Below are 24021 nucleotides of genomic sequence, written 5' to 3' on the forward strand. Positions count from 1 at the left end.
CTACGTTGATAACGGCTCGATCTACTGTTGCCAGGAAATCACGCTGATAGCGGCGCGTGTAGGCTGCATCCTGCGTCACACGGCGGTGCGCGACGCGGCAGCGAAAGGGAAAATTGAACGCTTCTTCTGTAATGGTTCAGCGGGACGACTAGTTTCCGTATGTTTGGTTTAGCTATTCGAGGTAGTTTTCTGGGTCGGGACATCCGATCCAGGGTGGCCGGCTTCCTGCCGGGGAAGATCCGGCATCCTGCCGGAAGGTTTTGCGCATTACGGTGCATTCCGAAACGTAAGGGGTGCGGTCGCTGCCGGTTAAGGTCAACGACCGCACATCCTTTCGGACTACACACCTGACGCGGCGCTCAGGATGCTCCTCAGCAGAGCCTTATCCTCCGGTCAGGCAACGTTATTGTACTTCGCCGTTTCTCCGCGTGCTGCCTGCCTGGCTTCGCTGCGGCGATTGCGAGCTTCGGCAAGTTTGCGATCTCGATCTTCGTGAATCTCTTTGGCTCGGCCAGCAAGCATGTCTGCCGGCGTAACGTAACCGATCGCACTATGAAGTCGATCGTGGTTGTAAATGTGAACGAATTCGCCCACGATTCGTCTCGCTTCGTCCAGTGACAATGGCGTCTTGGGCCGGATGCACTCGGACTTAATCGTGCGATGGTAACGCTCGATTTTGCCATTGCTTTGCGGATAGTACGGGCTCGTTCTAACGTGACTCATGCCGCTGACGCGGATGAACTGTTTGAAGTCGCCTGAGATGAATTGCGGGCCGTTGTCAGTGATGATCCGCGGCGTCACATTGGGATGCTTTTCTTTGGCCCGTTGCAGAATCGTCTCGATGTCTTGCTCTGTCATTTGTTCGCGAATTTCTTGATGGACCACCGCTCGGGAGTAGCCGTCGATGACGCTGGTCATGTAGTAGAACGTTCCGCAGATGTTCAAGTAAGACACGTCGACGTGCCAGTGCCGGTGGGGCGCAATGGGCTGATGGAAACCCGTCCCTTTGGTTTTCGTCTTGCTCGTTCTGCGGCCCAGAAGCCCTGCGGCGCTCAAAACGCGATAGGCGGTCGCGGCGCTGACAGCGACAATATCGGCATCAATCATCATGTAGGTCAAGCGACGATAGCCATCCAGCGGATGGTCGAAATGGAACTTGATGATCGCGTCTCTGTAACTATTCAGCTCCCTGGAACTGATCTTGGCTGAATCGGTGGAACCCGCTCTATTGTTGGGGCCATGGACGGAACCGATGTCACTGCCGTTGTTGACCCACCGGTCGACGCCACCTTGCTCGACAAGCTGTTTTCCAATCAGCTTAGCGAAGCCGATGCACGTCGGTTTGCTAGCGGCGATCTCGAATGCACTGTCTTCACCCTGCTGGCGTTGCAGCAACGTATTGCCGGCGGCAAGCCTGGGACCGGTCCGAACACGCCTTCGTCGGTGATTCCTCCCTACGAAAAGCCACCGACCAAGCCGAAGAACACCAAAGGCAAGAAGAAACGTGGTGGGCAAGCGGGACACGCCGGTCGTACTCGGCCGCCGCTTCCCGAGCCCGATCGAACTCGTGATCATCGGTGCGAGTCTTGTCCCGATTGTGGTGGCAAGCTCACCCGCACCACGCGGACACGAACGCGGCGAAGTGAAGACATTGCCGAAAATCTCAAGCCGGTTATCACCGAAGACACGATCCATCGTGATTACTGCCCGGCCTGCGATAAACGGGTCGAGCCAAAACTGCCTGACGTTCTGCCGCGTTGCACACTGGGCAACCGCACCTTGGTTCTCTCGGCGATGTGGCATTTTCTGCAAGGCCTAACGATCAGCCAGATCGTCGACACGTTCAACTTTCATTTGCGAATGAAGGTCACTCCCGGCGGCTTGGTGCAGATGTGGCACCGCTTGGCGGACCTGCTGTTTGTTTGGTACGAACAGATTCACCGCGAAAGCCTTGACAGTGCGAAACTGCACGCCGACGAAACGAGTTGGCGTGTGAGCGGCAAAACGCACTGGTTGTGGTGCTTTGCGGGCGATGACAGCGTCTTTTACATGATCGATCGAAGCCGCGGTTCCCCTGCGTTACAGAAGTTCTTTACTGAAGCGTTCGAAGGCACGTTGATCACCGATTTCTGGTCGCCGTACGACGCGGTCGTGTGCGCCGACAAGCAGAAATGCTGGCCTCATCTGCTGCGCGACGCCGCTGCGGTCAGCGAGAAAGATGGGGCTCATCCCGAATGGAGATCGTTCTCGCGTCGCTTAGTCAGTGTGTACCGCGATGCGAAGAAACTGCATGCTCAAAAAGGGAAACTCGACGAGGCGGCCTACGACGTTGCGGTTGCGAGGCTGGAATCGCGTTTGGCGAAACTCGGCGGAGAATCGTGGGAACATCCCGATGCGAATCGCTTGTCCAAGCGGATGGCGAAATATGGAAACGAGCTGTTGACGTTCTTGTGGTATGACGAAATGCCATCGGACAACAATGCAGGCGAACGAGCGATCCGTCCGGCGGTGATGATTCGCAAGAACAGCTACTGCAACCACAGCGACCGGGGTGCTTTGACGCAATCAGTTCTGATGACAGTACTCCGTACGCTCCGCGTCCGCGGCCACCAACCCCTGGACTGCATCCTGACATCTTTGGCGACCTACGCTGCTACAGGAGAACTGCCATCCTTGCCCCCGAAGAACCACGCGGCTGAATAGTTACGCGTCTCTTTCCCAGTCCTCGAGCCAGTGGTCGCGAGGGATCGCACCATTGTGCTCGTAGGCGACGCCATAGCTACGAACCCATTTATAGAAGGTGGATTCATACAAGCCAATCAGTCCAAGGAGTTGCTTGTAGCTGATCTCGGCTCGGCCGGTCCAGTAGTTGGCGAAGTCGACTACTGAGTCTCGAATATCGTGAGGCACCCAGCGACCGTTTAGGACGCCCCACTGGCTTTTTTTAGTTTGACATGCTCCTCGAGTAATTCGGCAACCACTTCGTTTTTAAGTTGGATCTTGGCCTCGAGTTGCTCGATTTGTTTCTGTCGAGCGTCGTCTTGTCGTCGAACATTGGCCGAATTGGTCTTCCTGGCAAAGCAGCCTGCACCGTTTTCAAAGAGCTGTTTCTGCCAAGTGTAGAACTGGGTGGCGTGAATGCCGTGCTTATCGCAAAGATCGGAAATGGGCACCCCATCAAGCAGGTGTGCCCGAACAATCGCGACTTTCGTCTCAGGAGTTAAATTGCGTCGTTTGGCCATCGTTTGGATTCTCCGTTGTAAGTGCTAAACTCTAGCACACGGATTACGCAAGGCGTTCAGCTGAGGCAAAACACTTCCGCCGAGTCCGTGACCAGTTCTTGATCCGCAACCTGGATCTCTCTTCGATCGAAAGCCTTAACAAACAGTTCAGTGCATGGGTCGAAGGCGACTACAACTCGACCGTTCACTCAACCCTGGGCATGAAACCGATCGACCGCTTCGGCGTCGATCTTTCACGAATTCGTTTTCTCACACCCAGTGAAGACACTGACGAGTTGTTCTATGCCGAAGCGGAACGTCAGGTCAAAAAAGACAACACGTTCAGCTTCCGAGGCCAACGCTACGAAACGCCCATCGACCTCCGCGGTCGCAAGATTGACTTGCGTTACGAACGTCATCGCGACGGTGCCGTGATCGTCTACCAAGGCGGTCGCTGGATCGGCAAAGCGCGCCCATTGGATGCCGTCGCCAACGGCCTGTTGAGGCGAACGGAATCGTAGTTGGTTAGCTGTTAGCCAACCAAACCTCACGCCTCATCTTTTCAAACTTCACCCTTCACCCTTCAAACTTCCAATCATGATTCGTTCCTACTTCGGTCTCAGCGAAGACCCATTCACTCTGCGTGACATCCGGCTTCTGAGCCATCAACAAGAGATCCATGACACGCTTCGCGTTCACAGCCAACAAGGCGGCTTGTGTCTGGTCGTTGGCAGGCCCGGCACCGGCAAGTCAGTTATCAAAGAATCCTTGCGGCTTCTGCCCGACAAAGATTACCTCGTCGCCACCGTCGCCCGCACCCTGCATACCTACACCAACACGGTAAAAATACTCTGCGAAGCGTTCAAGATCGAGTTTGAATCGAGCGCGTTCAAGTGCGAACGCAAACTGATCCAGCAAGCCTTCGCTCTGAATCGCAGTGGCAAGATGCTCGTTACCGTGATTGACGACGCCCATCTAATGGAAATGGAAAATCTTCGTCGATTGCGACTGTTGTTGGAGGATTTTCCGAAGAACCACAACTTGATTCTGGTCGGTCAAGTCGAGTTGATGGCCAGCCTGGACCTGGCGGTCAATCAAGACATCAAAAGCCGCGTGACGTACTCCGTCATCACCAAGCGTCTGAACGACGATGCGATGCGAGAGTTCATCGAAGGCCAGTTGGATCGGATCGGCTTAGCCCACAACACGTGGGTTGCGAGTTGCGGGTTGCGAGGGCGGGCGAGACTGTACCGAATTAGCGGTGTAACAATCACTGCCACTTGCGACAACAATTCGGCCCAAAACCGGCGGGAAGTGCGACCAAAGCGAGGCCGGTATCGAGCGTGAACTCGATTCGATCGGCCTACCGCACAGCACGTTCACCTCCGGGGCAACGGAGTTGATCATCCGCTCTGCCGATGGGGTGTTGCGCAAGTGCCGCAACCTGTGCCTGGCGTCGATGCTCGAAGCGGTCCGCGCGGCCGCTGGCACCACGATCGACATCGATTTGGTTAATCGCGTGCTACTTCAACCGCACTGGCAAAACGAGGTCGATCTGACGGATTTTTAAGCCCAAAAAATGCCCCGCCCCTACCTCCAACTCCAGACTCCTGTTATGAAGATCACCAAAGACTTACTGCGCGCGATCCGCAACGATCTGCCGATGAAACTCACAATCGTTCGGCTCGGCCAGCACGGTCCGATAGCGAAACAAAGCGATGGCTACTTCCGCTTTGCGTGTCCATCGTGCAAAGAACTTCGAGCGACAGTGAACCCGAAGAACAATCTCGCTCATTGTTTTAGCTGCGGCGAGAACTACAACAACATTGACCTGATGATGATGCAGGGTCACGATTTTTTGCCAGCGGTCGACATCCTCGGAAATTGGCTAGAGCAATACCAACGCGACCTCGGCGCAAGGAAGTCCTCCGCCTAATCGGCCAAGCCCATCGCCCCCCTCAATCAGTGCGTCCGTTTCTTCGAAGCGGTCGCACTTTTTTATGCGCTGATCACTCACTACCGGATCCCGATTGCGACTAGCCTCGACTCGGCCCGCCCGATCGTATTGCCCCCAAACACGCTCTCCAGAATTCTCAACAATTCGGCAAAAGAGCCATTTCGGGCCTCAGATCCCTACAGTCTCAATTCGGCAAAAAGTGCGACTGGTATTCGGCCGGTAACAATCTAATGGAAATGGAAAATCTTCGTCGATTGCGACTGTTGTTGGAGGATTTTCCGAAGAACCACAACTTGATTCTGGTCGGTCAAGTCGAACTGATGGCCAGCTTAGATCTGGCGGTCAATCAAGACATCAAAAGCCGCGTGACGTACTCCGTCATCACCAAGCGTCTGAACGACGATGCGATGCGAGAGTTCATCGAAGGCCAGTTGGATCGGATCGGCTTAGCCCACAACACGTTCACCACCGGAGCGACCGAACTGATCGTCCGCACCGCAGATGGCGTGCTGCGCCGTTGCCGCAATCTGTGTTTGGCTTCGATGCTCGAAGCGGTCCGTAGCACCTCTGGAACCACGATCGACATCGACGTGGTCAACCGAGTGTTACTTCAACCGCACTGGCAAAAAGAAGTCGACCTGACGGACTTCTAAATCACATGGCCTATCTTCCAACTTCACCCTTCCACCTTCGAACTTTCAAAGCTATGATCACGAGAGAACTACTGCGAGCGATCCGCAACGACTTACCGATGAAATTGACGGTCACTCGACTTGGTCAGCACGGTCCGATTTCAAAGCAGAGCGATGGCTACTTTCGTTTTCAGTGTCCCCATTGCAAAGAGTTGCGAGCGACAGTGAATCCGAAGAACAACTTGGCCCATTGCTTCTGTTGTCAGAAGAACACCAACAACATCGACCTGATGTTACTGCAGGGTCACGACTTCGTCCCGGCGGTCACGATCCTGCGTCGTTGGTTGGAAGACTACCGAGATGACCTCGGCGATCCGACGCCATCGGCCAACTCCGATTCCTTGCAGACATCGTGAGTGATGGCAGTCACTGTGCGCGAATGCTGACATCGTGAGTTGAGTCCGAGCATCGGTTCAGCATCATCGAATTGGAACCAACGTCCATGCGATCGTTCGCTCAGAACGATCGCATTTTTGCTGCGCGGTTAGCTTTTTGCTGCGCAGTTGGCATTGATCGTTCCCTAGCGATCGCAATCGGATTTCGATCAAGAGTCCGAATCGCCGAGCAGATCAATCGGCGCCATCCATCCTTCACAAAGTCGGTCCAGGATCATCCAGCTCTCCGACACCAAATCGGCCAAAAAGTGCGGCGCGAAATCCTTCTCCAAAATTCGCAACAATTCGGCCAACACGCCAAAATCACCGCCAAATCCCTACAGTCTCAATTCGGCCAAAAATGCGACATCAAAAAGGCCGGTAACACTTAATCATGCGGCGACATCCATGTCGCCGTCGTTCAGCGATCTATCGGAGGACGGCGGAATCCAGCCGAAACAGCCGCGACGCACTTCGTGTGCGTCGCCCGGTCGCTTCGCTGACCGGAAGAACCAACGCCCAACGCCTGGGCGGCTTCGTGCCGCGAAGATGGCGGACTTCGTGTCCGCCAACAAAAAAGGCCACCTTGCGGTGGCCTGTTAAAACGTTGTTTCATTCCGGTGCAACGACTGGCTTATAACCTAATCGGTACCGGACACCTTAATCTTCTCCGCCAACGAAAAACGGCAGCCTATTGGCTACCGCTTTCTTGACCGCCTCCGGTGTACCGGTTGGTTATTTGGGGTCGGACACCTTTAATCCCTTCCCGTTGTCGCTTAGCTCCGGTGCATCACTAGGTCTACTCAATAAAGAGATTTGACTCGCTTGATCGGCGTCCCCAAATCGCCGTGGTTGTTTACTGTAATTGAAGCAAATCCCAGCGAAGAAAAAGACGACCCCCAACAAGACGAACGCGCTTCCTACTCCAGTTACTTCAAATGAAATCCTAGGTAGCGAAAAAAACATATATGACTGATATGTAACTGGTTGAGAAATGCCATCGATTTCTTCGTCGTTTGGAAAGTCACTAGTTGAGACTTTCGAAACAAAGTGCTCAATGGAAGTGAAAATGATCTGTATGCATACCACGCCGACAACCATTGCAACCACTGCACTCAGACAAAACTTAAATAGTTCGCTCATCGTGACTCACAATAAAATCTAAATATCGATATTTCCGCCACCTGCTGGCTGCCACTTCCCGTTTTGAAATTTAGGATTTCCGCCACGGCATATATAAATGCACTTGCAGGGTTGACCGGGGAAACGCCCTGATGTTGTTGCATTAAGCGGATTGCCTGGACCACAATTCAGCGGCGGCGGTGGACATTTGCAGGTGAAATTATTCGTAGTGCAAGTGCATTTTCCCGTCCATGCAACATCAGTACGAACTCTGGTCCAAAGTGGACAATTTAGACGCCATGTACAGGTCCGAGTTTTCGTCTTACACGTACCTGGCTTGAGAGTTCCGGTAATGTGTCCTTTTGCGAAACATCGTGCCGCACATGCGGCACCTGTCCCACCTCCAATGCACCCAGCATCACCCGCTGCTCTCCATGGTGACCAGGCTCCACAATTCCAGAGCACGCTCTCGCCCATCGGATCGGTAGAACTCAAGGAGCTATAGTTGGAATAAAGATTCTCTCCATCCACATACCCGATAGGGTCTCTGGAGCTAAACCTACCCAGTTGCGCGTCGTACCAGCGGTTCCTGAAGTAGTACAGCCCGGCATCCGGCGTCCACTCGCGGCTAGTATAAGTGTAGTGAACCCCATAGGTGCTAACAGCCCGGCCAAGAAGAGCGGCGCGAAATGCTTCTCCAAATTTCGCACCAATTCGGCCAACACGCCAAAATCACCGCCAAATCCCTACAGTCTCAATTCGGCCAAAAATGCGACATCAAAAAGGCCGGTAACAGTTAGTAGCGATTCGCACGGGATCTCATTCAGGCAGATTGTTTATCAACGGTTGATCCAAGTTGAGAAACTTGATTCCAATAATTAGCGACGATCTGCAGATGATAGACAACGACTTTCTCACGCTGGTCAACGCCTCCTAAGAGTGTCAAGTAGAATCATCGCCCGCAATGGATTCTCAGCATTGCTGCAGATTCCCGGTGACGCAGAACCGTCGGCCGATTGATTGCCTGGATGGCCAGCCCGTCGACCATGTGCTGCGCGGAATCGTCCACGGTTCGTGATACGTTGTTCGGGTCGATGTTCAAGTGCGATTCCCCCTGGATATTTTCCGCTTCGCTGTTTTCGGCTTCGCGGCCGGATCAAACTTCGCCACGAGACGACCACCCGCGGCATCGGCCAACGCGGCCACGGCTGCCAATGATGCCGATCGGTTTCGCGTGAATAACTGGCTAACAACCACGGGATTCATCCCAGCAGCTTCACCGACTTCGGCGTTTGTTTTGCCTGCCAGGCGTGAACGAACTTCGTCGAGGAATCAGGCTAAATCGATGCCATAGTTCGCAGGGTCACCAGGATTCGTCATGCGGCGACATCCTGTCATCACTTGGGTCGCGTCGCTCCGGTACGTTCAATTGTTGCGCAGGCTACCGATGAGAAAGGCTACCGTGCGGTGGTCTCATCTGGCGTCGTTGGTGCAAACCATGGCACTGAGTTTCAATCCGTACCGGCCACCTTAATCTCCTTCATGGGCTGGTTCTTCGGTACCGGACACCTTTTCTTCATCGTCTTCAAACGTAAAAAATGCTGACTGCAAACCAGCGGTCCGAAATTGAATTCTACAGGTAAGTAATCTCTTATCGGATGATCGAACCGTAATAGTTGTATCCCCCTTCGCCCATCGTCGTTTTATCGCTACTTCGCCATCTGAAGGATTTTCATCGGATTGAATTGTCCAGCCTACAGGCTGAATATGTCGCCCGAAAAACGCACTGTCGTCGCGTAATAATAAAGCCGGTAAGGTTGCAGGTATCAGAGAGTAGTGGAAAACTTTTGTTTTGACGAACTCCTCTGGACTTGTGTCGTGCCTATGTGTCTCAATCCCAAAAAGATACTCGTGAGCTTGGCCGCCCCAAATTCTAAAATCCTTCTCGAACGCGCCATTTGCCGGCGTCTCGAATGGGACACTGCGTGTTTTGACGCACAGTTCCTTCCCACGACTGAATGCGATCTCAAAAAAGGCCTCCGTCTCCTTGTCATTTTGAAACAAGATCTCAACCTTGCCTCGTAGACGCAACCTATCCAGGTCCCTGTATTTGGCGGCTACCTCAAGAAATATTGCGTTTCCTTTAGCCAGCGCCGAACCAGTTTCAGCATCGGATGCACAAATGCTTGATGGATTTGCTAATTGCCACAAGAGAAGAAGCAAGGTGCAGTATTTGGAGCAATTCATTCGCAAATTCCCTAAGGTTAATTATGGTCCGAACTGGTTATGGCAATTCGTGACCTGTCCTTGATACCATTGCTCGGCAAACTGCATGCCCGTAGCGAGTCTTGCGGCGACGGCTTGAGCACAAGTTAGATACTCAAGCTCGCAATTTCTTAGTTCAAGATCTTCATCCGGGAATATCTCGCTTAACTCTTCGGCCCCAATATTATAGCTAAGACAATCTTTGTATGCGCTGTGACAGTTGCACAGTTGACGTGCAACCGAGTTCGCCGCGGTGCTAAATAGCAGCTCTCTATCGTCTGCGGCCTTACTCAAGCAGTTATCCAATTGTGAGGGCCGTTCGATTGATTTGCCACTTGGGTCAACATTCTTAGTGGGACTGCCGCCGGCGTACTCGTGAAGATTCCACGGACTTCCCTCATACCCAATAGGATCTCTGGAGCTGAACCGTCCAAGTTGAGCGTCGTACCACCGGTTGCGGAAGTAGTACAGTCCTGCATCCGGTGTCCACTCACGACTAGTGTACGTGTAGTGGACGGCGTAGCTGCTAACCGCTCGCGGCGTGAAGTTGGCCTCGAAGACGCTCAGGTTGCCGTACGGGTCGTACTCGTAGCGTTCTTGCACACTACCCGAATCGCTCACCACCGCCGTCGTGTTCCAGTTGGCATCGGCAAGGTAGTACAGCCGCTCGGTTAAGAGTCCTCCCGAAGGCGAGATGTCACGGTCTCGCAGCACAAGATCATCGATGTACCGCATCCCCCACACGTATTGGCGATGTGGGGTGTTGGAGGTGTCGACGTGTTCTTCCACACACTGCCAGGCGTCGGTGAAGTAGTATTCACGCGTCCGAGCAAGTGTTCCCGACGTGTACTCCTTGGCAACGATGCGGAAGTTGCGGCCATCGTACAGGTTCTCGAGCAGCACGTTTGAACTGGAGCCGTCAACAAGCTTCGTCATACGGTTCCACGCGTCGAACGTCGCCGTCATCGTCGCGTTGGTCCCGAGATCAGGTCGCGGGTTGGTCGTTGTATTGCCGTTTTTGTCGTAAACCGGAGTGGCCCAGATATCGCTCGGCGCGTTGCTGATGTCCGTGATCTCGTTGACTTGGTTGGCGGTCCGCGTCTGATTAAAATCCCACGTACCGTCACCGTTCTTGTCTTGCCGGAATTCCTTCCAGTTACCAGTCGGGTCGAGCGTCCAGCACTGCGCGGCGTCGAGCGTCGTGATCGCGGTGTGCGTGCCGTTGAGCTGGCCACGCTGGGCAGACTGCAGGCGATCGAGCCCATCATATTTATACAGCCAGTCGTGCTCCCGGTTGGGGTCTGACGGATTTTCTCGCCACGTGCGGTTGCTGGCCCGGTCATAGCCGTACTCGATCCGGGAGAGGTCGGTCGCTGCGGAGATATCTCGCCAACGAACGTCCGTCACCCGACTGAAGCGATCCAGACCGCTGTAGATATCACCAGTGTCGGGATCCGTCGCCAGGGTTGGTGAGATCAGCGTGTACCGGAGGTCTGCCTGCGTGCTGTCCTGCTGGACGAACGTGCTGAGACCCAGGTATTGGTAGGCGGCCAAGACGGTGGAGTCATCATCGATCAGGCTGGATACCTGGTTCAGTTTATCGGTGATCGAGCCACTGCTGCCGTAGTCGAGCGTGACTTCTCGCCCGTTGGGATAGAGCGTGGTGATGGGACGCAGCACGTTCCCGCTGCCATCGGTGTACGACCGTCCCACGCTGGGTGTCGAGGCGGGGTTGACCGCGCCGCTGTGCGATTGGAACGTGTTTGTCACTTGTCCGAAACCATCGAACTGCCGGGTGATTTGATTGACGATCGATCCGCTGCCGACCGACGCGTTATTGTAGCAGGTCACCGCCGAGACATTTCCGCGAACATCGTAGGTTTGCTCTACCCGACGAATGGTTCCGTCGACGCCTGCGCCCAAGGTCGTAACGCGGTCTTGCTTCTGACGGCCTAGGGAGTCGAAATCATACTGGCGGGTCGAGCCGTTTTGATCGGTGAGGCTGGTCCGCTGCGACTGGCGGTTATACGTGTAGCTAACGCTATCAGACGGGCCCGTCGAATCCGGGTAGATCTCACGACGCAGCAGGCCGCTTGACGCGATCGCACTATCTGAGAGTGTGGTCCCGTAGATGTACTGCGTCACCTGATTGCCGGTCACGGCATTGACTGCGGTCAGCGTTTTGAGATCGCCATCGGGTGTGTAGGTGAACTGCACGGTTTGGTTTTGATCGTCCGAGGCCGTGCAGGCGGTGCTGGTGCTCGAACTAGTCGATGGATCGACGACGTTGTCAATCTTTTCAGTTTGGCGACTGGCCGCGTCGTAAATTGTCCGTGAGATCTTGCCAGCACGGTCGGTGGTGTCACGCAGCCGGCCGGCGTTATCGAAAACTTGCTGGGAGATCAGAGTCGTATCGCTGCTGGAAGGGATCGTAGCCGAACGGGTCAGGGCGGTGCCACCGTTGGTTCCATACTCAGCCGAGGCGATCATGCGTCCCAGGGCATCGGGGTAGCTCGCTGAATACACAACGCGGGCGTTCGGCGTCGCCGCGGGAGAGCCCAAAACGCCGGTTTGGGAGGCCGGGGCATTGTGGTAACGCTGGCGAGTGGAGGTCTGGATCGTGTTTCCCGCATTGTCATAAGCCAAGTCGGTCTGCGATAAAATCACGTCGCCAGTGACGTTTAAGGCGTCGGCATAGGTCGTGTCATTGCCGTAGCCGACGTAGGAACGCGTCATCCAGCCCGTGCTGTCAAAGACTTGCTTGGTAAAGCCGCTCGAGCCACCAGGCATGGACTTAACAGTGTTGCCGACCGCATCGAACCAGGTGTTACTGGTGAGCGGGTTGCCGACCGAGCCCGTACTGGGATCCACCGCATAGCGGACAGACTGGTAAACCCGACCCAGGTTGTCGTGCTTGGTTAGATTCCGAGAAACGAGATTGCCGCTGGTAGAAGTGTCGTAGCGGTCGGACTGGATCACCCGGTTCAGGTTATCGTAGGTGACCCGCGCAAAGACATCGAGTTCCCCGTTAGTGTCTACCCGCCGATTGCGCCAGTCATAGGTGAACGCAGTGGTGCGGGTGTTGACGCCATCGACATAAGCGATCTGACTGGTGAGGTTATTATCGCCACCGTCATTGCCGCTATCGAAGACAAAGCCGCTCACCTGGACCATGTTGTTGCCCGAGGCACCGCTACCGGTCGGGTCTGACTCAGTGGACCCGGTGTCGTTGGTACCCACGTAAATCGCCACCACATTATCGCGAACGTCGTAAACACGTTGGCTGATGGTACCGCCCGGAGAGAACTGCAGGTTCTGCCGCTTCTGGCTGTCATAGCCATAGGTCGTTTGGTCGTAGTTGGTCCCACTGGTTCCTTCGCCGGAGGCCGGGATGGTGTGATAGGCACGGGTCGATGAGACCAGACAGCAGTCGGTGTACTGCCAAGTGGTCCAACTCGTGAAGGACGCTTGTGAGAACGTATCGGTGGGCTGCAAACGACCGGAGGTTGATCCCCGCGGCACTTCGATCTGCTCCAGTATATTCCCGCGTGCGTCCCGCTGCTGGATGTTGACCGGGTTGATCAGTGTGTAGGTGTAAGCAGGACCGGTTCCGGTAGCGTAGCCGCTGGCGGTCCAGGTCGCGTGCTCGGCATCTTTGTAAACGGTCCAACTGGCACGCCGTACAGCAGTGGCCGTGCCGCCGATGTCGAGTGTGTGAACAGGGCCGAGTTGCTGGGTCGTTCGTCCTCGCGAATCGATCTCATAGTCAAAGATCAAGTGCTTGCCACCGACGCTCGGAGTGCTCCAACCTGCCGGCACGCCAGAGAGTAACGAAGTGTCGGCATCGTCAATGCGTTGTAGCATCGCTCCGAGTACTTGGTCGTAGAACATACGCGTGATGAACCCGCGGGCGTCCATGGACCACGTCAGGTTACCCCGTTCATCATAAACTTGCTTCTGAGTGGTCGCGGTATTGGGACCGTTCTGTGCTGTCGTCACCACCGGTAAAGTAATGGTTCGCTGTTTGATCTGGACCGCGTCCGTATACCACTCGTAGGTGTAGGTCGTATCAAGTGGCTCGGCACCCGCATCGTCACGGTACCGAGTCTGCTTGGCGATCGGATAGATCGTCGCCCCGCCACCGGTTCGTTGGGTGTATTCCAGTTCACTCTGCAACACCGGTGTGCCGCCGCTGCCCTGCTTCAGCGACGTCGACTCCAGGTAACCCGTAGCAGCACCACTTCCCGTGGTCGCGTAATAACTACGCAGCTTGATGAGACCCTCCGTGGATCGCAGTACGATCCCCAGGTCCGCCTCACCCGGATCAAAACTGATCACGGCGGAGGGCAATGCCACTTGCAGGAGACGCCCCGCGTCATCATACGCGTTGGCGGTCAGCCACTGATCTGACCCGGACGTAAGCACACTGAGCAGTCCCTGCCCGATGAAGTTGGTGTAAACCGTATTGACCGAACCGCCCGGACGAGTCTCGGTGGTCTTGCGGCTCCAGTGATTGTAACCGTCGACGTTCAGGCTCTGCTCATACGCAAAGGTGTATGTCAGCGAGCCGCGGTCGACAATCTCTTTGGTCACCCGGTGCTGCGCATCATATTCGAAGCAGTACTTCGAGTACTGCAAGAGCACCGTATTACTGGCCGTCGTGGGGTCGAGCGAATCAGCCAACAGGTCTTCGTAACCATCCGATTCGACGACGTATCGCAAGCCATGCTCAAAACCCTTCGGATCAGCAGTTTTGTAGTAGCGATAGTAACTCTGTTTGACATTGACCCAGGTCGCCCCGGAAGGCTCCTGAATACGCACACGCATCAGATCGCCCGAAGAGCCGAAGTTGTTCGAGCCGTCGTAGTATTCGTACGTCACACGGCGGATGTTGACCCAGCCGTCCGTGTTGACCTGGCGGCGGTAGGTCACCGCAGTGGTGAGCCCCATGCCGTTGAATTCATATTCAAATTGGGTTGTGGTGGTGTCGCTGCCCACTACCGTTTCGCGCTGAATCGTCTGGATCCGCCCCGAGGCAGAGTAGGCAACGACATCGGTCTGCTGTCCCGATACGTCGATCATGCCGGTCAACTGACCTGGCAGCGGTTGAGTACCCGAAGCGCTCGAGGATGAAGTTGAGCCGCAGGGTTCGTCACCAAAGTCCTTAAAGAACCAAATCTCACCGGAGGGTTGGGCCAAGGAGTATCGACGCGAATCGCAGTCGTGCGTCAGCGTGGATTTACCGCCGTAGCGTGCTGCGAACGAGACGTCACCACCGGATTCGACGCGGTCAAACCACATCGCATTGCGGGTACTGCGAACAAAAGCGATCGCCCCGTCTGGTCCCTTCAGTAGGTAGGGCCACGCTTCGACGAGCCAATTATAGCCCAGACCCACTTCGTTCTGACCCTGGAGTTGATTACTGTACTGACGCCGCTGTGCCCAGGGCCCGTCGGCTCCCATGGCTTGCATGTCCGTGACAGCCAATTGCAACTCACCATTGAAGTAGCGAACGGGGTGTTTGCTGGTTGGATCAACCCCACCGCCTTCCTCATTGCATTTTTTGCACCCCTCTTTATCACTGCCTTCGGCTGGCAAATCGCAGGTTTCAGGTGGAGTCGGATCAGGCTCAGGCCCTGGACCCTGCCAAGTGCTTGACGATGAGCTAGTTGACCACGAACTGCTCGAAGAGCCTCCACTCGAAGAAGAACTGAAATGTGAGCTGGAAGACGAAGAACTGAGCGAGCCGCTGGAGGATGAGCTGCTCGTTGAAGGAGAGCTACTCGAAGACGAAGATCCAGTTGAAGAACTGCTGGAACTCGAAAATCCGCCACTGCTGCTGGAACTCATTGATCGACTCTTTCGATACGGGGAAGGCATATTCTGACGCCAGTGTTGGAGGTTGAAAGAGCGATGTCAAGCGCTAGAGCCCACGCGAAATGGATTTTTCTAAAGAACACCGGTTTGCATCAGCCTTCGCGAAGCCAGGACACTTGTAAATGCGACGCATGACGTCGATGAACGCCGGCAAATCAGCTGGCTCATTTCATTGGTGCGAATCGCCTAGCACAAACCGTCAAACATGACACTCGCGCACTATCGCACCCATCAACAGGCACGCGATTCAAAAAGAGAGACATGCGGCTTCAGCAATCGAAGATCTACTCTGTCGAGATTGACATTCGGCTTATAGACTGCGAGAGTAAACACCCTTCGGTTCGACGTGGCTATGTTACGTACGCATAGCCTGTGAACAGGAATCTCATTGCTCGTCAACCTCTTGACCTTCGAGCCACTTTTCGCGACCGCCCAATCCCGTGTTTTTAGCATGCGACCACAACAGATTGACGACTCTCTCAATCAGAACTCGGACCTGCCGAATCAACAGAAGGTGGCTGCTTGCTTAATCCAGGTCAAGGAACCGGTGGTGTCGGCAATCATGCCAACGTTTGGACGACCTGAGTTGGTCGGTGAATCTGTCGCGATGTTCTTGGCTCAGGACTATCCGCGAAAAGAGCTCGTCATCCTGAACGATTGTGACGGACAGATATTCCGCTTTGACCATCCCCAAGTGACCATCGTCAACCAGTCTCAGCGGTATGCAACACTGGGCGAGAAACGTAATGCTTGCATTGAGATCGCCAAGGGCGAAGTCATTGCCGTATGGGATGATGATGACGTTTACCTGCCATGGAGATTCTCAGATGCAGTGTCCGAAATGTTGTCCCGCAAAGCAGCCTTCTACCGACCGAGCGAATTTTGGGCATATTGGGGTGCCGCCAGTTTGCACGACAATCAATCCACGCCCGGCTGGGTAAGTCATGGATTCTGTTGCTTTACGAAGAAACTTTGGGAGACCGTTGGGGGATATCCGCAGCAAAGTTTGGGTGAAGATGCGGTCTTCTTTAAGCGGATACACGAGTTTCTCGGGTTGCCGTTCATTACCATGCCGGTGCTGAAGTACAAGCGACCAGGAATTTTACGGGGTGCGTCACCCTACCAGCATCTCTCCATCAATGGAGGCCAGAAATCACTCGATTCGGCACCTGGGGAGTTCGATGTTCGCCCAGTCCCCATCGCGGACCCATGTCTTCGCCAGGCCGCTGAGTCTATTATCGCAACTCACACTGAAACCGCTATGAAATCGGCTGAGCTGTCCACCAAAGATTCTTTCTGTTCGAGTCTTCCTGCGTTATCGGTATGTGTCAGCCTCAAAAACCGTTCTCGGATTGCCCATCAGGATCATCTGCTGGAGCTATTTCCAAAGTGTGTGGAGACGATCATCGCAGCGTCCCGAGAGTTCATGGAAACTTGGGCTGAACCCAGTCCGCAGGGATCGCACTTTTCACATCGCGCGACCGTGGAGTTGGTAATCGCAGATTTCAACTCAGACGACTGGCCACTTTCTCAGTGGATTGCAAATACCGCAGACGGCTTGACGCTAAAGTACTTCAACTTGACGGAAGGCTTTTCACGGGGGCGTGGTCTCAATATGGCTGCGATGCATGCTTCGAGCGATCGATTGTTATTCCTGGATGCCGACATGCTGGTGACGGCCCAGTTGATGCGTGATGGAATCGAAGCGATCGATCAGGCGACAGCGTATTTTCCTGTTTTTCGCTATCTGAACATTCACGGAAGCTTGCTCGATTTGGAACACGCGAGCTTCGGCAATGTGTTTCTATCAAAACAAATGTTCGCCGCATCCGGAGGAGTTCCCGAGTTCCAAAGCTGGGGCGGTGAGGACGACATTTTTTACGAGCGAGTACGCAGGATCACGAACATTCGCCGCGACGAGGGAAACGGCTTCTATCACCAGTGGCATCCAGAACGCTGTCGACACGAGAACTATCAACTCCCGCCGCAAACCGATTTCCACGCCTATGTAGACAGCCGGGTAGCAGACCGTGAGGTCAGGCATTTTTTAGTCTCGCATAAGGACTGGGCTGGAAAGATTTCCTTGTATCCTGATGGCAAGATGCAAGCGTGCCATGGCGACCAAGGACGTTACGAACGGTCCGATCAGAACGTGTTGAGCCTTCTGTGGGATGACTGGCCGGCGGAAACGTTATATCCTGATGCTGAAAACAAGCAGTGGAAGGCTGTGGGCTACCACTTTGTGATGGAGGAAATTCCCATCGCCCATTCCGCGACCGAATTAAGCTAAACTCCACAGGCAATATTCTGATTGACGCATGGCCGTGAATGAATCGGGTAGCTATTCGTCTACACCGGCCCAACCGACATGCGAAAAGGATTCTGCGGGCTCTCAGGGTTGGTCAAGGAGCACTTCCAAGTCGATCTGTTTACCGGGCATCTGTTCGTCTTCTTCAACCGCCGGCGTGACTACGTCAAAATTCTTGCCTGGGACAATGATGGACTTTCGATCTGGTCCAAGCGGCTCGAACGTGGCACGTTTGAGAAGCTGAGCCGAACCGCTGACGGCGACTTTGAGATCGATTCTGCGGAGCTGGTCATGATGCTTCACGGCGTGCAGATCGAAGGAACCCAGCGGCGTAGCGCCACGGCCATCGCATCAAATCTACGGTTAGTATTGGCGTGGGGCTTGCCTGAGTCCACAGTAGGTGCGAAAGATTGCGGTGTTAGGATTTTTGTTTCACGCTGCACGGATGGATTTTGCAATGGCTGTCGATCAACTGGTTTCGTTTGAATCTTGCTTCGAGATTGTCTCGGATCCGCGCGTGCAAGGACGCAGCTTTCACCCACTCAATTCAGTGTTGTTTCTCGTGGTAGCGGCGGTTATTTCTGGAGCTGACGGGCCTGCGGAGATCGAAGACTTTGGAAAGGAACGACAAGACTGGTTGGAGCAGTTCATCGAGTTACCTTGTGGCATCCCATCACATGACACGATTGGTCGAATCCTGTCGATCATCAAACCAGCGGAGTTTCAAAAGGCACTTCTTGCTTGGCTCAGTGAACTGCGAAGGACACCTGATGGCGATTCGCCCATTGTGGTTCCGATCGATGGCAAAACCGCTCGTGGTTCGTATACCGATGCGGAGAAGTCCAACGCGATTCACATCGTCAGTGCTTGGGCATCCGATTATGGAATCACGCTGGGGCAAATCGCGGTCGATTCAAAGTCCAATGAGATCACAGCGGTTCCGCAATTACTTGACATGATGGAACTCAAGGGAACGATCGTCACGCTCGATGCGATGGGCTGCCAAAAAGCCATCGCAAAGAAGGTGATCGAAGGCGGCGGCGACTTCACATTTGCAGTCAAGGACAATCACCAGAAGCTTGCTGCCGCCATTGAGCAAGCGTTCTTGGACGCCTATGAAGCGGGTCTGTTGGAGTCGGGGTTTCGATCCAAGACCGTCCGCGAAAAAGGGCATGGCCGTGAGGAAATGAGAAGCTATTGCGTGGGTTCTTCTCGGAATTTAGTGGCAGATGGTCGATTTCGGCTTGTTTTTGTACATTTCGGGGATGAACAATCTCAACGAACATTATCGGGTTCTGCTGGGCCTCGATGAATCTTGGACAGTCTCCGACGTGGACCTTCAATTGGAGGATAATTCGGTTGTAATCGAACTCTCTCACCGAGGCGGTCCCTTGACCTGCCCTGAGTGCCAAGGCAGCTGCGGCAAGGCTGATACGGCACCTCCAAGATCATGGCGACACCTCGATACCATGCAATTCAAGACAGAGATCAGGGCCGCCGTTCCGCGATGTCGATGTGCGAGATGTGGAGTCAAGACGGTCGCGGTTCCGTGGGCGGGAAAGCACTCTCGATTCACTTTGATGTTCGAAGCTTTCGGTATTCGCGTTCTTCAGGCCGCAGCGAATGTCTCGCGGGCGGCAGCCTTGCTGGACTTGAATTGGGAGTCGGTGCATACGCTGATCGAACGAGCTGTTGCTCGTGGAATCGACCGACGAACATTGGACGAAATCAAGCACGTTGGTATTGACGAAAAGAGTCTGGGCAAGGGTCATGACTACGTCTCGGTATTGACTGACCAGGATCATCGGCGAGTTCTTGATGTGACCAAAGATCGCACCATCATGGCAACCGATGAACTTTGGCAAACACTGAGCGAAACCCAGCGAAATGCGGTCGAATCGGTGTCGCTGGACATGTGGCAGGCATTCATGACCAGTACGAGCAAGAATGCTCCCGGTGCCGAGATCGTGCATGATAAATTTCATGTCAGCAAATATCTCAATGAGGCGGTCGACAAGGTGCGGCGAAGGGAGCATCGCGAACTTAAGTCCGAAGGTGATGAGCGATTGACGGGGTTGCGTCAGTTGCTGTTGTACAACGAAGAGAATCTCGATGAAGATGGTCAGGTGGAGATGCAGATTCTTCAGAAAAGTGATCTTCGAACCGGTCGTGCTTGGGCGATCAAGGAGAACTTTCGCCATTTCTGGTTGAGTGCAGATTCCGAATCAGCGGGGGAGTTTTTTCGCTCTTGGTACGGCTGGGCGATTCGCAGTCGCTTGGAGCCGATCAAGACGGTTGCGAGAATGCTCAAGAGACATCTGCCTGGACTACTAAGCTACTTTCGGCATCATGTCACCAACGGGCTCGCGGAAGGATTCAATAGCAAGATTCAATCCATCAAGTCAGCCGCAAGAGGCTTTCGTTCTTTTGCCAATTATCGTCTCCGGATTCTGTTCTATTGCGGAAGACTCAACCTGCTGCCTGAAATACCGTGCCACTAAATTCCGAGAAGAACCATTTGATAAGAACTTGCTTTCGTTGCACGTTTCGTTGCCATTGGATGCTGATTGTGAGGGCTGGGTGGCTTGTGAGACGTAACCAATCGAATCGCGTTCGTCGACGGCTGTCAATTTGAACTCTCTGAGCGTCTGTGTGATGTGGATTTGTCACGTGTTGCGAATCTGGAGTTGTTGGATACAAAAGCCAACAGCTTTGAATGTCGGTAATATATCTGAAGACTTCCGATTTTTGCTTGGTAAGTTACAAACACCTCTACAGCAACAGTTCTGGACTACGAGAAACTGTTCGAGATACCACACGTAGTCGATCGAAACATCGCCTTCAGAGAGTGTGAAAATGATTACTGTCTCGATTATTTGGACGGATCGAAGACGACAGAAGTCGCCAATCACTCCGTAAGGGGTGAGGGAATATCTGACGTACTTAGGATCAAGTAGCGTCAAGAAATTCACCACCCCTAAGCTGCATGTTCAACATTGAACAGGGGATGTTTTTCCATGACGAATTTTACGGCCCAAGCTGACGTCTCGACATCGTCAAGCTTTTTACCAGCGAGGTACCGAAACCTGAGGCTCGATTGCGGCACATTCCAAAGCCCACCGGCAATGACGTCAAAAGTGTCATGTCGCACGAATATTTGAGAAACTTCTTTCAAGTTGCGGTTCCATCCAGCGTATATGGAGTTCCGTGGAGAACTAACTTCAAAAAAACCTTCCTCCGCTGGCACGTGGCTACTGAGAGATTCGCTCACGGGCTCTGAAGTTAAGCTTGTTGTTAGTCGTGATAGGTCTAGGGGTTCGATGATCTCTTTTACCCTCTTGCGAACGCCTTTCCGCAAATACAAAGCACCTTGAATCGCGTGTTTCAATGAAAGAGCAGGTGCCAAAGATGAGATAATGCTGGCAAACTGATCTCGCAAATCTTCGCGAATAAATATTTCGTCGATTGATTGACCAGACGAATATCTGATACGTGCAACGGCAGACTCAATGACGGGCAGATAGTCCTTCGCATCCTGCGGGGTCGGAATGGCGAATTTAGTTTCGGAAAGCTTTACAGGCGTGTCGCTCGCCTTACGGATGCGAAAAATGACCTTTCGGCATTGGGTGGCTGAAAGCTGAATTCCATCATTGAGGCAGGCATTCTCAAATGCAGTGCGAAGATCCTCGTCGAACAGGAGCGAATCTGTCGGGGCTCCTTTGCGCACTTTCTCGAATGCGACAACTACGCGACGCTGAATCTCAACCGACGAAAGCAGATCGTTTGCATACGGACGGTACGCGGACACTGACTGATCTCGATAACTCGCCAAAGCTGATTCGAGTCCGAATCCACCAAACTGCAGAGCGCCCAATGGGACCTGCACACGAGAACCCAGTATACGACTAATCTCAAAATGGTTTAAATCTGCCATCAGAGGATTCCTAAATGAAATGGGTGTAATTATCAATCACAAGCATGACAGACTCTTGGCTTAGCTTGGCTTTCATTTCATTCGCAAAGGAGCCCAACTTTGTTAAGGCTTCTTTTAGTTCGTCGCCTGAAAGACTCACGTATGCTTCGACTATGACTGGAAGATCCCAAAGAACTTTTCCCTGCTCTCTTGACCAGTAACTACCTTCGATTGCCTCAAATGCTGTTGAACCGCCAAACAACTCGGCGAAGAGTTCCTGAGCGTCGCGCCGCCACTTGATACGCAGTTTCTCAGAAATCTCCTTCTCGCTCTTGCGATGGCTCGGGATGATCAAAATCACGAGAATCGTCGCCGATTGCTCATTTTCATTTTCGGCGGACATAGGCACCGATCTCCATCAATTGTAGTCAGCCCGGGCAGGGTAGGCACCCACTTTTTCGTATTTCCCGTTACCCAGCAGCTTCGCAGAAGCGCAGTAGCGATACAACCCAGGCAGGGGGGTGAGGCTGCAGATGCCGCCAAATCGATCGAAGAGATTCTTTCACACCACGAACGGGCTTGCATAGAATCGCCAGTGGTCAGTCATTTTTCAGGATCCGAGCAACCGCCAGCGTCCCCGTGAAGCATCTCCTGGGCCTTCGCGATGATCATGCTGCTGATGGAATCGCCGTCGAGCGGGTCGTAGCCGCTATCTCCGTAGCCCTCGCTGGCCAATGCGTCCCGGTGAATCGACGTATCGTGATCATGCAACTTCCAGGCGTTCCGGATCGTTAAGCCGATACCGAAGTGCATTGCGAGGGCGTCGGCATCTCGGAACTCTTCCTGTTCGGCCTCGGTCAGACTGTCGATTAGCTGCTGCGCGGCGACGTCCACGGTTGTCGGTACATTCTTCTTGCTGATCTTCATTATCGTTTCCTCTTGGTTGTCTTCTCGTTTACATCGTATTCGTGGGAACGTCCAGCGTTCTCGCGTTCATCCCCACCACGTCCGAACCAGATCGCGTGTCACCCAGAGCGGACCATCGTAGTGCCAGCGGAGTTCACGCCACTGATCACGGTAGAAAATCTGCCAGTGGTCACCGCCAGTGCCAAGTCTGCCCTGCAGGTCGTCTTCCAGCGGACCAAAGTGAATCCGATCTGAATCTATTTCGAGTCGCGCAGCAATCGCCAGTCGCATTTCGTCGATGACTGGCGCGGTATGCGATTGGTTCGGTTTGTGGCTTCTGCCGCGATGTCGGCTCATGTTTACACGTTCGCACCGGACGTTGACACGTTTGGTCATTAATCACCATTGACGTCCCGCCAATCTCACTACGCCGCTGCCTAGTTCGTGACTTGTCTGGTCGCGAACGCGGCATCCGCGCCGACATCACCCACGCCGTCACTGACAGCATCGTCGACTCCCACCTCGCCACCGCCATCACCATCACCCTCGACCCCACTCCCACCGGCCCCGCGGCCACTAATCGAGACCGCCTCGACGTGTTCGAGTTGACGATCGAAGTTCCTTTTCCACAGCCGCGATCACGATTGGAGGCGCCGGGATACGAACCAAGTGTGCCGCATGACGGAAGTCGGCTTTTCGGTCCCGAACGACCCACTTGACGTGGGCGGCTGGGCTGCAGCACGCATTTCCCGGAATTATCGTCGGAAGATTTCATCTCCGTGACGAAGCGAACTTGCTCTTTGCGTTCGGTCGATGCAACCTTTGCACGATCGCGAGCACGCGAACTCGCGTCGGTGTCCGGAAAAGCCCATGCCTGTTCCGATGTCGGCCACGAATGGCACGTAGTTATTTCCTAAGTCCTGCCAGGATCTGACGTTTCGCTTCGTGGCGGTGAACGTGCAAGTAGTCATGATGTTTTCGATGAGGTTGCTTTATCTTTCTCGGTTCAAAGCGGTTCGGTCTGTCGGCAACACGATGGACAACAATCGATTCGAGTACTTGGTCATAAATGTTTTGCCGAACTTCGTAAGAACAACGTCCCATGTTCGCAAGTATTGGTTGAAACGCCTTCAGCGTTTGCAGCGTTGCCTTGAAACTAATCGTTCGCGGCTCGATTCCATGCTTATCAGCTGCTCTCGCGATGATCGTGCGAATCAGGTTGTAAGCCAGCACGTGAATCCACATTTCCTTGCGAACTAAGGTGTTACCGACCTCGCTCTGATCGCATTTGACGGTCTTTTTCTGCCGAATTGTTGTCGTAGTCACGGACTGTTCTTACACCGGTAATTCGGTAGGCAGCAGCCCGCCGCCTGCAGACCAGAGCCT

Annotated in this window: 24 protein-coding genes; 13 read left to right on the forward strand and 11 right to left on the reverse strand. The window is 54.0% G+C overall.

Annotated elements, in window-relative coordinates:
* Positions 1-393: 393 nt before the first annotated feature.
* On the reverse strand, positions 394-1110 hold the full coding sequence (locus CA85_RS21765; protein WP_146393473.1) for an integrase core domain-containing protein: 717 nt from the start codon (positions 1108-1110) through the stop codon (positions 394-396).
* Positions 1111-1239: 129 nt separating this feature from the next.
* On the opposite strand from CA85_RS21765, the gene tnpC reads away from it, so the two are divergent.
* Positions 1240-2703, forward strand: a complete 1464-nt coding sequence (gene tnpC, locus CA85_RS21770) for an IS66 family transposase (protein ID WP_146393474.1) — start codon at positions 1240-1242, stop codon at positions 2701-2703.
* Here tnpC and CA85_RS21775 read toward each other — a convergent pair whose 3' ends face one another.
* Both CA85_RS21775 and CA85_RS21780 read right to left on the reverse strand, forming a co-directional pair.
* Positions 2704-2910 (reverse strand): hypothetical protein, encoded by a 207-nt coding sequence (locus CA85_RS21775; RefSeq protein WP_146393475.1) that lies wholly within the window; start codon positions 2908-2910, stop codon positions 2704-2706.
* A gap of 11 nt (positions 2911-2921) precedes the next feature.
* Positions 2922-3242: a transposase gene (locus tag CA85_RS21780; RefSeq protein WP_146393476.1), complete on the reverse strand. Its 321-nt coding sequence runs from the start codon at positions 3240-3242 to the stop codon at positions 2922-2924.
* A 98-nt stretch (positions 3243-3340) separates the two neighbouring features.
* Here CA85_RS21780 and CA85_RS21785 point away from each other — a divergent pair, with 98 nt between their 5' ends.
* From CA85_RS21785 to CA85_RS21805, 6 genes are all read left to right on the forward strand, one after another.
* On the forward strand, positions 3341-3742 hold the full coding sequence (locus CA85_RS21785) for a Mu transposase C-terminal domain-containing protein (RefSeq protein ID WP_146393477.1): 402 nt from the start codon (positions 3341-3343) through the stop codon (positions 3740-3742).
* A 76-nt stretch (positions 3743-3818) separates the two neighbouring features.
* On the forward strand, positions 3819-4568 hold the full coding sequence (locus CA85_RS21790; RefSeq protein ID WP_146393478.1) for an AAA family ATPase: 750 nt from the start codon (positions 3819-3821) through the stop codon (positions 4566-4568).
* Between the two features lie 52 nt (positions 4569-4620).
* Positions 4621-4791 (forward strand): hypothetical protein, encoded by a 171-nt coding sequence (locus CA85_RS25155; RefSeq protein WP_186775120.1) that lies wholly within the window; start codon positions 4621-4623, stop codon positions 4789-4791.
* 45 nt (positions 4792-4836) lie between these two features.
* A complete protein-coding gene (locus tag CA85_RS21795; RefSeq protein ID WP_146393479.1) occupies positions 4837-5157 on the forward strand; it encodes a hypothetical protein in 321 nt (106 codons plus the stop codon).
* Between the two features lie 257 nt (positions 5158-5414).
* Positions 5415-5831 carry a hypothetical protein gene (locus CA85_RS21800; RefSeq protein ID WP_146393480.1) on the forward strand — a complete coding sequence of 139 codons (417 nt, stop codon included), beginning with the start codon at positions 5415-5417 and terminating at the stop codon, positions 5829-5831.
* Positions 5832-5884: 53 nt separating this feature from the next.
* Positions 5885-6226: a hypothetical protein gene (locus tag CA85_RS21805; protein ID WP_146393481.1), complete on the forward strand. Its 342-nt coding sequence runs from the start codon at positions 5885-5887 to the stop codon at positions 6224-6226.
* A 1179-nt stretch (positions 6227-7405) separates the two neighbouring features.
* On the opposite strand, the gene CA85_RS26215 is transcribed toward CA85_RS21805, so the two are convergent.
* The 3 genes from CA85_RS26215 to CA85_RS21825 all read right to left on the reverse strand — a co-directional run bounded on the left by CA85_RS26215 (position 7406) and on the right by CA85_RS21825 (position 15229).
* Positions 7406-8080, reverse strand: coding sequence for an RHS repeat-associated core domain-containing protein (locus tag CA85_RS26215; RefSeq protein WP_146393523.1), 675 nt, complete (start codon positions 8078-8080; stop codon positions 7406-7408).
* 816 nt (positions 8081-8896) lie between these two features.
* Entirely contained in the window at positions 8897-9613 is a 717-nt protein-coding gene (locus CA85_RS21820; protein ID WP_146393483.1) for a hypothetical protein, read from the reverse strand.
* Between the two features lie 21 nt (positions 9614-9634).
* Positions 9635-15229, reverse strand: coding sequence for an RHS repeat-associated core domain-containing protein (locus tag CA85_RS21825; protein WP_186775121.1), 5595 nt, complete (start codon positions 15227-15229; stop codon positions 9635-9637).
* A gap of 52 nt (positions 15230-15281) precedes the next feature.
* Here CA85_RS21825 and CA85_RS25160 point away from each other — a divergent pair, with 52 nt between their 5' ends.
* The 5 genes from CA85_RS25160 to CA85_RS21845 all read left to right on the forward strand — a co-directional run bounded on the left by CA85_RS25160 (position 15282) and on the right by CA85_RS21845 (position 20317).
* Positions 15282-15518: a hypothetical protein gene (locus CA85_RS25160; RefSeq protein ID WP_186775122.1), complete on the forward strand. Its 237-nt coding sequence runs from the start codon at positions 15282-15284 to the stop codon at positions 15516-15518.
* A gap of 441 nt (positions 15519-15959) precedes the next feature.
* Entirely contained in the window at positions 15960-17798 is a 1839-nt protein-coding gene (locus CA85_RS21830) for a glycosyltransferase (protein ID WP_146393485.1), read from the forward strand.
* A gap of 78 nt (positions 17799-17876) precedes the next feature.
* Positions 17877-18302, forward strand: coding sequence for an IS66 family insertion sequence element accessory protein TnpB (gene tnpB, locus CA85_RS26220; protein WP_146393486.1), 426 nt, complete (start codon positions 17877-17879; stop codon positions 18300-18302).
* Positions 18262-19128, forward strand: coding sequence for an ISAs1 family transposase (locus CA85_RS21840; RefSeq protein WP_146393487.1), 867 nt, complete (start codon positions 18262-18264; stop codon positions 19126-19128). Before tnpB ends, CA85_RS21840 begins: the two co-directional genes overlap by 41 nt.
* Positions 19082-20317: an ISL3 family transposase gene (locus CA85_RS21845; protein WP_146393488.1), complete on the forward strand. Its 1236-nt coding sequence runs from the start codon at positions 19082-19084 to the stop codon at positions 20315-20317. The genes CA85_RS21840 and CA85_RS21845 overlap by 47 nt, the downstream gene beginning before the upstream one ends.
* 476 nt (positions 20318-20793) lie before the next feature.
* On the opposite strand, the gene CA85_RS21850 is transcribed toward CA85_RS21845, so the two are convergent.
* The 4 genes from CA85_RS21850 to CA85_RS21865 all read right to left on the reverse strand — a co-directional run bounded on the left by CA85_RS21850 (position 20794) and on the right by CA85_RS21865 (position 22992).
* Positions 20794-21750 carry a hypothetical protein gene (locus CA85_RS21850; protein ID WP_146393489.1) on the reverse strand — a complete coding sequence of 319 codons (957 nt, stop codon included), beginning with the start codon at positions 21748-21750 and terminating at the stop codon, positions 20794-20796.
* A gap of 10 nt (positions 21751-21760) precedes the next feature.
* Positions 21761-22132, reverse strand: a complete 372-nt coding sequence (locus CA85_RS21855; protein ID WP_146393490.1) for a hypothetical protein — start codon at positions 22130-22132, stop codon at positions 21761-21763.
* A gap of 200 nt (positions 22133-22332) precedes the next feature.
* Entirely contained in the window at positions 22333-22656 is a 324-nt protein-coding gene (locus CA85_RS21860) for a DUF6794 domain-containing protein (RefSeq protein WP_146393491.1), read from the reverse strand.
* 66 nt (positions 22657-22722) lie between these two features.
* Positions 22723-22992 (reverse strand): hypothetical protein, encoded by a 270-nt coding sequence (locus tag CA85_RS21865; RefSeq protein ID WP_146393492.1) that lies wholly within the window; start codon positions 22990-22992, stop codon positions 22723-22725.
* Positions 22993-23084: 92 nt separating this feature from the next.
* Here CA85_RS21865 and CA85_RS25165 point away from each other — a divergent pair, with 92 nt between their 5' ends.
* A complete protein-coding gene (locus tag CA85_RS25165) occupies positions 23085-23354 on the forward strand; it encodes a hypothetical protein (RefSeq protein WP_186775124.1) in 270 nt (89 codons plus the stop codon).
* Between the two features lie 187 nt (positions 23355-23541).
* Here CA85_RS25165 and CA85_RS21870 read toward each other — a convergent pair whose 3' ends face one another.
* A complete protein-coding gene (locus tag CA85_RS21870) occupies positions 23542-23961 on the reverse strand; it encodes a hypothetical protein (protein WP_146393493.1) in 420 nt (139 codons plus the stop codon).
* Between the last annotated feature and the right edge of the window lie 60 nt (positions 23962-24021).

This window comes from Allorhodopirellula solitaria, assembly GCF_007859855.1.
In the GTDB taxonomy this organism is placed as follows: Bacteria; Planctomycetota; Planctomycetia; order Pirellulales; family Pirellulaceae; genus Rhodopirellula; species Rhodopirellula solitaria.